The sequence below is a fragment of the Rothia sp. HMSC065C03 genome, from assembly GCF_001837295.1.
Lineage (GTDB): Bacteria > Actinomycetota > Actinomycetes > Actinomycetales > Micrococcaceae > Rothia.
On record NZ_KV831986.1, the window covers coordinates 1 to 13596 of the forward strand.

The following is a 13596-nucleotide window of genomic DNA, read 5'->3' on the forward strand; positions in this document are numbered from 1 at the left end:
AACATCAACCTGGATTCCAGCAAAGAAAAGACAGATTTCGATAATTTCTTTTCAGATAACCCAATAATATACTGGATACTATTTTCACTCGCCTCAGCATCCTTAATATTCACAGTAAATTATCTATTTGCTATTGTCGAAATTTCCTATAATCACCTGGAAGAGAGTCGAAAACTACCCTCCAATTTTAGTGAATACTCTGATAATGACTTGGCAAAAATTGCTAATCTACGAACCACTGCCCAGTCAACCACCTTCCACCTAATAATTTCCCTATACATTTTCACCCTCTGTTTCTTCAATCGAATTTGCGCAATTTTCAAAAATAACACAAAAAAACCACTTGCAACAATATCTATATTAGTTATTACAATATCAATCATCACGCCATTCATTCTATATTATTTTAAATATATTGGAAACATTACTGTTCTTAGTTTTTTCATTGCATTCGTTACGATTTTCACTTTTTTCGTTGCAGCCGATATGGTTTTTAAAATAATCGAAATAATTTTTATCTTTTTGCGCAAAATTTTTATCTTTTTGCGCAAAGTAGCCAGCGGCCGAAAAGGTAAGACCTACACTGGAGCAGAAAAGTCCTTACACTATATAATGTTTACACTTATTCCTACCTTTGCCATCTTTGCGGTAGCACTCTTTGTCCTCGGAGTCGACACATTTTCCACTACCCTATACGATCGACATGCCTACAGGACAACCCCAACACTCCTCAAAGAATTTTTCAACGACCCTGACATCGGATTTGTACTACTTATTTTCCTTGTCCTTTCTATCGCAGCCAACCTCAGTAGCACAACTTCAATCATCATTATCATCGAAGAAATTTTAAAAAACAAACGACGCCAAAAAGCCAAGAGAATAATATTAGACCCAGAGGAAAAGTCCACTCGGTCAACTATCATCTCCCACATAAAGCTAGTACTTCCGCTTCTACCTTTAACAGCATCTATAGTATTTATGCTTGCGCTAATCCACAACACACAGGTAACAAAAGGTAATCTAAGTACTGCAATTCAAATTACAGCAATTCAATTTACGGACAGTAAATATATTTGGCTGACAATGGCCTTCTCCCTGCTACTAATAGGATACATATCATTTATCCCCTATTTCCTCCTCCCCCAATGTGTCAACGGTGCTGAAAAAATAATCCTCAGAGGTAGAAAAGAAAATATAAAAAGGGAAGTGGAATGTATCTACTTTATGATAATCTCTATTTCATCAGCCCTCACCTTCTTCTGCGCTCTTATAAACTATCAAATATTAAAAATTCTTTCGCATAAAGAAATAATTATATTTTTATTAACGGCAATATTTATTTCGTTTACCCTTTGCAACGTCTCCTTAAGAAATATTTTAGACAAGAAATATGAACTCAAAAGCACAACAGAAATACGTTCAAGGACTCGTGAAGAAAATGGAACGGCCTTAATAATGACTACACTCTCTGTAATTTTAATATCATCGATTAGCTCTTGGCTTATCCCAAATATAACAAAAGGTTTTAGCGATATAGTAACAAGCCCCGGGGACACTCTGGGGTCGGTTGAGACAGACTATTCCTGCGTTTTCTCCAACGACATCAAAGAAAAAAAATCTATTGCCTTCGGTGTAATCGCAGAATCAAAACCTGAATCAGTTCATATATTCACCCCTGAATACAACCAAGAGAGAAATAGCTATGGGGAAGAAGTGGAGAATGGGAAAGTGATTCCAAATAAATTAGCAGAATCTCAAGTTAAAATTCCAGGAGGTTATCGCATCGAAAAATTTGATGGTTCCAAGCATGGATACAATCTCCACACGGGAAAATGTGAATATGTTCAAACTAGGTATTCACTTAAAGAGATATTCTATGCAGAATATATAGAGAATTCTAAAAAGCCGCCACATAAATAAAAAGTTTATGTGTATTCCCCGCCTGCATATACCGTGCAGGCGGGGCTTTTCTTTTGCCCACCGCGAGCGCAAAGGGGCGGGGTCCTCCCCTATGCTGGATATAAGCCAGCACCGGAGCAGGAAGGGCACACCGCCATGAACCTCAACAAACTCTTAACTGCGCTACGGCAACGCAAAAACACCCCGGCACTCAACCAGCAGGCCGGGCGGCGCGAACGCTACACGCACGCCCTCGAACAATTCCTCGACGGGCAGCCCGCCACACGCCTCGGCGCGGTATTCACGCTCGTAAACCTCGCGGACGGATGGCTCACCGACGCCTCCCTCCCCACGCAAGTACGCCGTGAAGAAGCCCAGACCATTATCGACGCGCTGACCGGGTGCATCCGCACGCCCTACCCCCTCGCACAGAAACGCCAGGTCCTAGAATCAGGCGGGGCCCCCGAAGGGTACGAAGGCAACTTCGCGCGCGATCAGGTGGCGCTACGCGAAGAGCAGTTGGTGCGCCGCACAGTCTTCACGGAGTTCAGCCGCCGCTTCGCCGCGGTCACCGAGCGCAACGAAAAAGGTAACGGGGAAAGCCAGCATACGGTGCCGTCGCTATCGCCGACATGGTCTGATTTGCGCTTCGACTTTGGCGGCGCGCCCATCTTCTACCCGCTACGGCAGCTGCACTTTCAGAACGCCGATTTTGCCTCCGCGACCTTCTACGGTCCGGCGGATTTTTCCGGCGCAACCTTCCACGGTGACACCAGCTTTTCCGCGGCACAGTTCACGGCTGACGCATCCTTCCACGGCGCGAACTTCAACGACTGGGTGGGGTTCAGCGCCGCGCACTTCGCAGGCGCGGCAGAGTTCAGCGGGGCACGCTTTGCAGACGCGGCAAGCTTCGCAACCGTAACCTTCACCGGCGAGGCTGACTTCTCAGATGCGGTCTTTTCGGCTGCGGCTGACTTCGCGGTATCCGCCTTCAAATCCGATGCCAACTTCTCACGTTTGAACACCTCGGGCATAGCCAGCTTCGCGGCGGTCACCTTTGACGGCAAGGCAGTATTCACCGCCTCCACGTTCCACGATGAAGCACACTTCGCCGCGTCGGTCTTCAACCGTCCGGCGGTGTTCTCCAAGTCGCTGTTCGGCGGGGCCGCGCGCTTTGCCGGTATAGCCACCAAGCAGTCCGCAATGTTCAGCAACGTACGCTTTGTGAGCGCGGCGGACTTTAGCGGGGCGTCCTTCACGCAGTACGAGGATTTTGGTGGGGCGCGGTTCGACGGCGACGCCACGTTCAGCCGGGCGTCTTTTATTGCGCTTCCGAGGACGCGCTATGAGATGGACTTCCCGCAGCAAGCGAACTTCGGTAACGCGACCTTCGCGCAGGATGCCGACTTTAGTAAGGCGACGTTCACGGCGCATGTCGGTTTCTACAAGGCGACGTTCGCGCGGGCGGTGAGCTTCAACGGGGCGAGGTTTGAGGGTGCTTACTTCGAGGATGTGACGTTCGGTCAGGACGCAGACTTTACCTGCTCGACGTTCAACCATAGTGCGAGCTTCGACCATGCAACCTTCAACGCTAATGCGGAATTCCACGAGGCTTCTTTTAGAGGGCACGCGGACTTCCGCGATGCTGCGTTTGCGGCGGATGTTCGGTTTAGTGGCGCAGCCTTTGGCGGAAATGCGGGGTTCTGCGGGGCGTCTTTCGGCGGTAATGCGAGCTTCTTCAGAACGGATTTTGCGGGGACTACAGAGTTCCGTGAGGCTGTCTTTGAGGGGTATGCCGGGTTCAGCACGGCGGCTTTCAGCGCTGATGCCAACTTCAGCGGAGTTGCGTTTGAGCAGCTCTCTTGGTTCGCTGATGCGACCTTCGAAGCAGGTGCGGAGTTTGCCGGGGCAACCTTTATGGGCGTTGCAGATTTCTGCGATGCGTCTTTTGTGAAGAGCCCGCCGCTCTTTGCCGCGAAGAATGTTGAGTCGGGTGAAGTGTACCGGGCGCTATTCGCTACTCTGCCTACTGGTTCGGATTCTGCCGGTCAGGAGGCGCATAACTTCACGGTATATGAGGGCAGCCAGCCTATTCCGCTGGGCACGGCGGAGCTTCTTAATAGAACGTTCGTTCTCCCTCTCGGCGCTGTGCTGTACGACCCAGGCTCCTGGGACGAAGAACAGCAGGAGTACACCCGCGTTAGTGAGCCTGCACAGTAAAACCTAGCTCTCCCCCGCCGTCGGGGAAGCTCCCACAAACCCCGCCCGCGCATCCAGCGTTGGCGGGGCTCTTGCTTTTGACCAGCAACTGCCCAAGCCCAGCAGCTTTACCTTATGCTGAGTATGACCCGCCCCTTTCAACGATGACAGGAGAACCACATGCATCTCTCCCCCAGCACCGCGTGGGCTTGGCTGATAGCTTGCGCAGTCGTTATTCTGCTTTTCCCATTCGCCGCGCAGTTCGGCAATCTCAAGGGGAAGCTGTCTAGCTTCCGCACCTGGGTTTGGGCTATCGCGCTCTTGGGCATTGTCGCGGCGGGTTTTATGCCTTTCGCCTTTGACCCTGGCATCGCCAATTTTGAGGTTCAGCCGTTCATTTTCTTCATCACCGGCACCCTGCTGGGCGTTCTCTTTCTTGGGGAGTTCCACCGCATGAACGCCCAGAAAAAGCTGGAACATCCCCAGCGAGTACATGCCAAGCGCCATACCCGTTACAGCAAGGCAGTTGAGCATCTGGCGTATCCGAACCCGGCAGTCCGTGCGAGCGCCATCAGCACGCTTGCGGGTCTGGTTGATGAGTGGCTCGCTGACGAGCAGCTCAGCGTTGAGGCGCGGCAGAAGGAGGGGCAGGTCATCGTCAATGCCCTCTGTGCTTATGTGCGTTCGCCGTTCGCGCGGGCGTTCAAGGCTGAAGCTTTTGAACCTGATACGCCGCCCGCTAACTATGCGGGTGATTTTGCTACGGATCTGGCGGCTTTCCGTGGTGAGCAGGATGTTCGCCGCAGCGTCTTCGTTGAGATGAGCAAGCGCAGCAGCACCCTTGCTGAAAACGAGAAGGGCGAGGTGGCTGTCGGCGCGTGGAGCGGCTTTGAGTTCGATTTCAGCCGGGCGGTCGTCTTCTACCCTCTCGACAATCTGACTATTGAGAACGCCGACTTCTCTGCGGCGAAGTTCTGCAATGGTTCAGATTTCAGCGGGGCAGCTTTTGTGGGAACCGTGGATTTCAGTCGCGCAACCTTCGGAAAAATCACGGGATTCGGTGACGCGACCTTTACTGGCGACGCAAATTTCAGCCGGGCGACCTTCACTCATAACGCTGACTTCGGCGGAGCATCCTTCGTTCAGAATGCGTATTTCGACAGGGTGAAGTTCATGCAGAACGCGCATTTTAGCGGGGTGGAATTCGCTCAGGAGGCGAACTTCACCGGGGCGGCTTTTATCCAGAACGCTAGTTTTGGCGGGGTAAATTTTGCCCGGAACGCAGACTTCAGCTGGGCTGTGTTCGCTCAAAACGCGCACTTCATCGGGGCTGTTTTCGGTCAGGTCGCAGACTTTAGCGGAGCGACTTTTACCCAAAACGCCCGCTTCAGTGAGACGGCTTTCGCGCAGGTCGCACGCTTCAAATGGACGACTTTCACGCAAACCGCGGACTTTAGCGAGGCAGCTTTTGACCAAGGCGCTGATTTCACTGAGGCTACTTTTGAGGCAGGCGCAGAGTTCTATGGCGCGTCCTTTGTACAGACTGCAGATTTCTGCGATGTGTCTTTCGTGAAGAGCCCGCCGCTCTTTGTGGCGAAGAATGTTGAGTCGGGTGAGGTGTACCGGGCTCGGTTCGCTGCGTTGTCTGCTGGTTCGGAGTCTGCGGGGCAGGAGGCGCATAACTTCGCGGTGTACGAGGATAGCCAGCCTATTCTGCTGGGTACAGCCGGGTTGAGCGGCGTGGGCTACCGTATCCCAGTTGGGGCGGTGCTCTTCGATCCGACTTCTTGGGATGAACGGCAGAAGGAATACACGCGCATGAGTGAGCCCGCGCAGTGATATCCCGAAGGCCCCGCCACATTGAATGTGTGGCGGGGTCTTTGCGTATGACCGCTAGAAGCACAGGCTAGACAGTTTTGCACTATGCTGAAGAGTGACCGTTCCTCTCAAAGTAGCTAGGAGAGATTTCCAGTGCTATCAAAAATTCCTTTAAGAAAAACACTCAGCAACTTTCTACAGATTCCTATCATAAATAAAACAATAGATAAAATTAACAACCCTAGAATAATATTTCCATCCATTTCCGTAATCCTCCCTTTTTTAACATGGATCATACTATCCTCTCCAGAAATCCTATTCAATGAAAAAAATTTCTTTAGGTGCATCCAATTTCTATTCCTTGCAATTTTTCCAATCCTCATAATAACAAGCAAACCATCAATTCAATTGGACAACAAAAAGAATCCAGAAGATATTCCAAACCATAAATCAAACAACTTCCTCATAGAGCAATTCAAAACCGTCCTATCACTATCGCCTATAGCGCTAATCATAACCTTCATGCTCACCCTTTACTATTACAACTGGGTGACTCAAGGAAACATTAATTTAGCGTTTAGGATAACCTCTCTTCAGCTTACACAGGATAGGTATCAACTAATATCTTCAACCGTCATCTCACTATTCATAATATATTTAATACTCATCCCAAGTAAAACATTAGATATTACAGCATTAAATATGGATACCACATCAGATTCGAAAGGCCCTCAAAAAAACCTAGATTTAGATGTATACATTAGAGCAACCTGGCATATCGCAATATTTACCCTCTTTGCAGGATTTCCAGCGTGGGCAATATATAGCCTGATGGCCCCCCAGAGTTACATTGACGACCTAGCATTATTTGTATTTTTTGCATTCGTTTTTGGTCAAATAAAATTGCTAAGCTCATCTCCACTAGAGACAATCGACGCTCTTAAATCAATCGCTAAATCCGCACCAAAATTTAAAGGACTAAAGTCAATACTATTCACCCTCTTGGTCGTATTAATATTACTTAAATTTCCAACATCATCATTAGTTATAAATGCCGGGAAGGGCGTAGTGGATATTGGCTCCACATCAAATAACCCAATGCATGCATACTCTTGTATATTTACCCTGCAAAACCCCCAATCAGAATCCATATCCTTCGGAATAGTCGTCGAATCCAAAGATAAATATCTACACATTTTTACACCAACTTACAACCAGGAGAAAAATAGCTATACACAATTTGATTTTATTGGCAATACATTTCCACTAAATCCGACAGAAAGTTACATATCAATAAAAGAAGATTACAGAATTGAACAGTACAACGAGTCAATACATGAATATAACAGCAATACTGGGAAATGTAAGCATAAATAATTAAAGATTATTTTCATAATTACAAGCCCCGCCGAACCACATCGGCGGGGCTTTCATTTATATGGCCGTTAGACGCCCCTGTCAGGTAGCTTGTGCACTATGCTGAGAGGTAACCATTCCTCTCATCGTAGATAGGAGAACTAGACATAATGTCTTTAGAACCGTCAACGGGGGCTTGGCTGTTGCTTGGCGTATGCACAGTTTTAGTTTCCGGTCTCTTGCTCTATGCACATCTCCGCAATCTCAAGCAGAAAGCGCCTCTGTTCTACTGCTGGCTTGGTGCAATCGCGGTCTTGGGCGGAGCCGCAGCTTTCTTCTTACCTATCGCAATTAACTCGGGTTTTGGTAAAAATGATGATGGCTCAGCTCTTCGCCAGGCTCTTCTCTACACCACCGGTGGTGTTCTGGGTGTCATCACTCTTGGTGAGACTCACCGAAAGAATAACCAGGAAAAAGAGAAAAACGAGAACGACCATACCCGCCAGGTGTATGCGGAACGACGTAGCCGGTACACCACTGCGGTAGAACAGTTGGCCAACGAAAAAGCAGCCGTCCGTCTGGGCGGTATCTATACCCTTGTTGGTCTAGTCGATGAATGGATTGCTGATGATTCTCTCGAACCAGACGAGCAACAAGAAGAGGGGCAGATTATTATTAATAACCTTTGCGCCTATATTCGTTCCCCTTTCCCCTTGGCAGAGAAAATTGAAGAATATGAAGCCCGCGAAGAACTAGAAAAGCTCCAGAAATCAGAATCCGAGAAGCTCAGTGAAGAAGAGTCTTCACTGCTCCAGGTTCTACTTAAGCGTTTCGAAGATTCTGATGAATACAAAAAGCCTAAAGATATCACCGCAGACTATGCAAAGTTCCACGCAGAACAGGACGTACGCCGCGCCATTTTTGAGGAAATGAGCAAACGTAGCAGCACTGTCAGTGTGGATGAGAGCAAGAAGGTAACTGTTAAATCCGGCGCGTGGAGCGGCTTCAAGTTCGACTTTAGCCGAGCACCCATTTTCTATCCCCTGAACAACCTCACCATTGAACAAGGTCAATTCAGCTCTGCCCGATTCTACAGAAACACGAACTTCATATTCGCAAAGTTCACCGGAAACGCAGACTTCACGGGCGCAATCTTTACAGGAAACACAGATTTTAGATATACGATCTTCAACGAACGTGCATACTTCGTAGACGTAGCCTTCAGCAGAACGGCAGATTTCTCGTACGCGGTCTTCAACAGATTCGCAGACTTCTTGAACGCGGATTTCGGCGGAGACGCGAACTTCTGGACGGCAACCTTCACCGGAGAGGCACGTTTCCGGGACGCGACCTTCGACAGAAATGCATATTTTACGCGCGCGACCTTCAACAGAGACTCATACGTATACTTTGCGCGCGCGACCTTCACCGGAGATGCATACTTTATAGGCACGACCTTCAACGGAGGTACACGCTTCGAGGGGACAAATTTCAGCAGATACATATACTTCCAGGATGCAACCTTCAACGGAGAAATGACCTTCCGAAGCACCTACTTCGAAAAGTATGCACCCACATTTGCAGAGGGTTCTGACTCAGCCCGATTCTCTGACCAAGTCAATTGGGAAGACAGCAACTTCTCTGTTCGTTCCGATAGCCAGCCTATTGAACTTGGTAGCGCAACGCTCGGGGATAAAACCTTCAGCGTCCCCTTCGGGACCGTAGTTTTTGACCCTGGTTCATGGGATGAAAAAACTAAGGAGTACACCCATATGAGTGTCACATGCTGCAGAATTCAACGCTCTCCCCAGCACCAGGAGTAGCCCACCAGCACAGCCCCGCCTGTATCCTCTGATGCAGCGGGGCTGTGCCGCACCCTCTACCCCACCGATACACTAGAACCATGTACCGAATCATGACTGTCTGCACCGGCAACATCTGCCGCTCCCCCGTCGGCGAATACCTCATCCGCCAGCACGCCCAAGAAGCCGGCGTGCCCGTCACCGTCACCTCCAGCGGCATCAGCAACGAAGAAGAAGGCAACCGCATCGACCCGCGCGCCGCCGCGCAGCTCACCGCCCGCGGTATCGACCCGTCCGCGCACCGCGCCAGCGTCTTCACCGTCGAGGACTTCGACCGCAACGACCTCATCCTCGCCATGGACGCACCCCACTACCTGCGCCTCAAAGCTCTCGCCCGCAACGAGGCCGACAAGGCAAAAATCCGCATGATGCGCAGCTTCGACCCGAAGGTCACCACCACCCACCTGGACCAGCTCGGCATCTACGACCCCTGGTACGGTAGCGAACGCGACTTCGTGTACACCACCGGCCTCATTGACGCCGCCGCACGCGGCCTCATCAACCACCTCAAGCAGGAAGGCGACGCGCAGTGAGTCAGCGTATTCCCCTGAACCAGAACCGCCGCGTCACCGGCACCACCGAAATCCTGGAGCTCTGCAAAGACATGCTGCGTCTGGAGCACGGCATCGGCAACGACTTCGACATGGACACCGCCGAATTCACCGAATTCCGTGCGCAGTTCCTCGCCGACTTCGCGCAGATCCCGCTGATCATCGGCATTGACGGCCGCAGCGGCACCGGCAAAACCAGCCTCGCCGCGCAGCTTGAGCAGGAGCTCACCGCCGCCGGGCACAGCGTGCACGTGCTGCACCTGGACGACTTCTACCCCGGCTGGGACGGCCTCTTCGACGGCGTGGAGGCGTGGGACGCGCTATCCGTGCAGCTGACCGAAGGCATTGCCGGGACCTACACCCCGTGGGATTGGGAGGCGGGCGCCCCCGGTGAGGTACGCACCGTCGACCCGGCGGCTACGCAGGTCATCATCTGTGAGGGTGTCGGCGCGATTGCGGGCGCCTGCGAGGTGCGTATCCTCGCGACCGCCCCGGACGAGGTGCGTTACGAACGCGCCATGGCTCGTGACGGTGACACGTTCCGCCCGCACTGGGAACGCTGGGCGGCGCAGGAGGAGGCGCTGCTCGCCGAAATCCCGGAGGACTACGCGACCGTGGACTTCATCTACGACAGCGCGGCGCAGTAGCAGCCGCCTACAAGACAGTAGGGCCCAATGCTTTGTGTATCTCGAAGCATTGGGCCCTACGGCTATTCAGAGCCAGTTTTACTGAGGCCCTGTTTTATTGAGGCATGGGAGCCGGGCTAGCGGATTCCATGCGGTCTTTATCCCAGTAGGTTGAGGTATTGCTCGGCGCGTGCGTGGAGGCAGTGCCGTCTTTTTCGTTACCCGGGTTGTTGTTAGAAAGCACGGCAAAGACTACGAGCAAGACGCAAGCTATGAGCAGCAGGATGCATAGCAAATATTTGTAATAGTGATTGCGCATCTGAGGTTGCCTCTCCGGTCGTATCGCGTGGTATGACCAACGTAGATTATGCGGTCGCCCCGAGCAATGCTTCTCAAGAATATTTCTCAAATATTTCTTCAGTGCCAGGGGCTGAGCAGCAGGCTAAGCCAAGCCGCTCAAGGGGCGGTGCTATCCGTAAGCGACATCAGGGTGCCCGAAGCGAAGCGAGGACGGGTGCCCCTGTAGGAGCGTGGATAACACCGTCCCTTCTGCGTACCCTCTGCAATCCTGTCTCTCCCAGCTCAAAAAAAATATCAAACATTTAACTTACGAAGCCACGCCCAATTCTGCTACCGTGAACAAGTTGTGCTTCCAGCCTGCGCAAGCTCACCCCCGGATCCGGTACCGCCGCATCCACGTCTTGTAGAGCCGCAGGCGCCGTTGCACGCGCATCACATAGAAAGAAAAACTAAGACATATGTCTTCGAAGTCGACTAAGACCTCATTCGGGCTATCGCCCATTTTTATCGTAGTTCTAGCGCTACTGACCGCTATCGCGCCGCTTGCCACGGACATGTACCTGGCGGCGCTGCCCGCAGTCGCTGAGAACCTGAACACCACCAGCACGAACGCCTCCCTGACTTTGAGCGCGTTCATGGTGGGTATGGCGCTCGGTCAGCTGGTCGTGGGTCCCCTGTCGGATAAGACGGGCCGCCGCAAGCCGCTGCTGATCGGTGCGGTCATCTGCTTTATTGCGACCGTGGCGTGTGGTTTCGCGCCGAATATTGAGCTACTGATTTTTGCGCGTTTCATGATGGGCTTCACCGGTTCGATTGGTGCAGTGCTGGCGCGTTCCATGGTGGCTGATACGACTCAGGGCCTGGCGACCGCTAAGCTCATGGGCGTCATGATGATGATTAACGGCTTCGCGCCGGTGCTTGCGCCGCTGTTTGGTGGCTGGGTGCTGTCGTGGGGTAGCTGGCGCGATATTTTCCATGTGCTCGGCGTGATTACCGCGATCATGATGCTCGGCGTGATCTTCGTGATTAAGGAGACCCTGCCGGTGGAGGAACGCTACCAGGGCACTGCCCTAAGCGTGTACTCGGAGCTGCCGAAGGTCTTCAAGATTCGCCGCTACCTGGGTTTCATGCTGACGATGTGCTTCGCGTTTGGTGCGCTGTTCTCGTATATTTCCGGTTCGACGTTTGTGCTACAGAAGATTCTGGGCCTGTCCGAAACCCAGTTCACGATTGTGTTCGGTGTGAACTCGATTGGTATTGTGCTGTTCAGCGCGATTGCGACCAAGCTGGTTGGACGCGTGGCGCAGCGCCGCATCGTGAACACCGGTGTGGTGAGCCTGCTCGTGGTGTCTTCGCTGCTGTTGGTTAGCTTCCTTGTCGGTATTTCGCTGGTGCCGACGCTGATTCTGCTGTTCCTGCTGACCAGCTCGTGCGGCCTGATTTTCGGTAATGCTTCGGCGTTGGCGTTGAACGAGGCACGCCACATGGCGGGTAGTGCTTCGGCGGTGATGGGTACGGTTCAGGCGATGCTGGGTGCGTTGGCGGCGCCGCTGGTGTCGTTTGCCGGTGAGCATGAGTACCTGCCGATGGGCTTCTCCATTCTGGGTTTCGCGGTCCTGACGGCGCTGGTGCTGTGGACTACGCCGCGTAAGGATTCGGACTACTCGGCGGACGGTAAGAGCCATGAGGCCCCGGCGGCGGGTCACTAGCCGTTCATAAGTACATATCTGTGCGTATGCCCAGGAGGGGCGGTGTTATCCGTAAGCGACATCAGGGTGTCCGAAGCGAAGCGAGGACGGGTGCCCCTGTAGGAGCGTGGATAGCACCGCCCTTCTGCATGTCTCGTCCATCTGCCCCTGTAGGAACGAGGGCGAGTACCGTTATCCCGCGCTGGTTCTGGATGCGAACGTACAATAAGACTATGTCTAGTACCGTAATTCTTCTGAACGAGCAGAACCCACAGGGCATCTTCGTTGACCCGTCCGTGCCCCTCATCAGCGTTGATGATCAGGGCTTCACCCGCGGCGACGGCGTCTTCGAGACTATGCTGTCCGTCAACCGCCGCGTGCGTAAGCTCGGCATGCATCTGTCCCGCCTCGAGTCGTCGGCGCGCATGCTGGATTTGCCCGACCCGGAACCCGAGATTCTGCGTTCGGCGGTGGAGCGCCTCATGCGTGAGGCGACCGCCGGTGCCGAGACTGCGCTGGGTGAAGAGCACATCGTGAAGATTATTATTTCGCGCGGCCCCACCCAGGCGGTAACCTCCATGCAGCCGGGCCCGTACACGCTGATTATGGCGTCGCCGGTGCCCGCCTCCATCGTGAAGCGCCGTACCGAGGGCGTGAAGGCGATGCTGCTGCCGCGCGGCCACGAGCCGATGGACAACAGCGCCTACCCGTGGCTGCTGGCGGGCGCGAAGACCCTCTCCTACGCGGTGAACATGGCGGTTCTGCGGTACGTGCAGGAGCGCGGCGCGGACGACGCTATCTTCATCACCGATGAGCGTCGCGTGCTTGAGGGCGCCACCTCTTCGGTGCTGGTGGCCAAGATTGAGGACGGCAAGAAGGTGCTGTACACGCCCGAGCCGAGCCACGGCATCCTGCCCGGCACTACGCAGGGCGCGGTGTTCGAGGCGGCACGCCAGGCCGGTTGGGAGCTGGGCTTCGGACCGCTCTACCCGCAGGATTTATTCGAGTCGGACGGCGTGTGGTTGGCGTCGTCGGTGCGTCTGATTGCACCGGTGACTCACCTGAACGGCACGGCGCTGGCGCATGACCCGGAGCTGACCGCCACGCTGTTGAACTACCTGGCGCAGCAGAGCTAACCGCGTACACAAAGGGACGGCGTCATCCGTAGCGAGGATGGTGCCGTCCCTTTGTGCTGTCTATGGTCAAGGGCAGGAGGTGCCTGTACCTTCCTGTTCGGTAGTAGCGGGTGTAGCCGCGTTTTCCGGAAGCGCCCTCAGGGTGTCAGCCCGGACGCTCT

The 13596-nt window shown here is 52.9% G+C and carries 9 protein-coding genes; all 9 read left to right on the forward strand.

Features of this window, described 5'->3' with window-relative positions; translation table 11 throughout:
- The coding region (locus HMPREF2605_RS09490; protein ID WP_168167584.1) for a hypothetical protein at window positions 1-1920 on the forward strand (1920 nt) is incomplete at its 5' end.
- A gap of 135 nt (window positions 1921-2055) precedes the next feature.
- On the forward strand, window positions 2056-4119 hold the full coding sequence (locus tag HMPREF2605_RS03235; protein WP_141762269.1) for a pentapeptide repeat-containing protein: 2064 nt from the start codon (window positions 2056-2058) through the stop codon (window positions 4117-4119).
- 159 nt (window positions 4120-4278) lie between these two features.
- Complete coding sequence (locus HMPREF2605_RS03240) at window positions 4279-5937, forward strand: pentapeptide repeat-containing protein (protein ID WP_070846905.1); 1659 nt, start codon at window positions 4279-4281, stop codon at window positions 5935-5937.
- Between the two features lie 132 nt (window positions 5938-6069).
- Window positions 6070-7293 carry a hypothetical protein gene (locus HMPREF2605_RS09370; protein ID WP_141762270.1) on the forward strand — a complete coding sequence of 408 codons (1224 nt, stop codon included), beginning with the start codon at window positions 6070-6072 and terminating at the stop codon, window positions 7291-7293.
- A 149-nt stretch (window positions 7294-7442) separates the two neighbouring features.
- Complete coding sequence (locus HMPREF2605_RS03250) at window positions 7443-9095, forward strand: pentapeptide repeat-containing protein (RefSeq protein ID WP_070846907.1); 1653 nt, start codon at window positions 7443-7445, stop codon at window positions 9093-9095.
- A gap of 92 nt (window positions 9096-9187) precedes the next feature.
- Window positions 9188-9667: a low molecular weight protein-tyrosine-phosphatase gene (locus HMPREF2605_RS03255; protein ID WP_246828159.1), complete on the forward strand. Its 480-nt coding sequence runs from the start codon at window positions 9188-9190 to the stop codon at window positions 9665-9667.
- Window positions 9664-10332, forward strand: coding sequence for a nucleoside/nucleotide kinase family protein (locus tag HMPREF2605_RS03260; protein WP_060823897.1), 669 nt, complete (start codon window positions 9664-9666; stop codon window positions 10330-10332). The genes HMPREF2605_RS03255 and HMPREF2605_RS03260 overlap by 4 nt, the downstream gene beginning before the upstream one ends.
- A 737-nt stretch (window positions 10333-11069) precedes the next feature.
- Window positions 11070-12320: a multidrug effflux MFS transporter gene (locus HMPREF2605_RS03265; RefSeq protein ID WP_070846909.1), complete on the forward strand. Its 1251-nt coding sequence runs from the start codon at window positions 11070-11072 to the stop codon at window positions 12318-12320.
- A 212-nt stretch (window positions 12321-12532) separates the two neighbouring features.
- The gene (locus HMPREF2605_RS03270) at window positions 12533-13435 is read left to right on the forward strand and encodes an aminotransferase class IV (RefSeq protein ID WP_005509006.1); all 903 of its coding nucleotides are present in this window, start codon (window positions 12533-12535) and stop codon (window positions 13433-13435) included.
- Window positions 13436-13596: the final 161 nt, after the last annotated feature.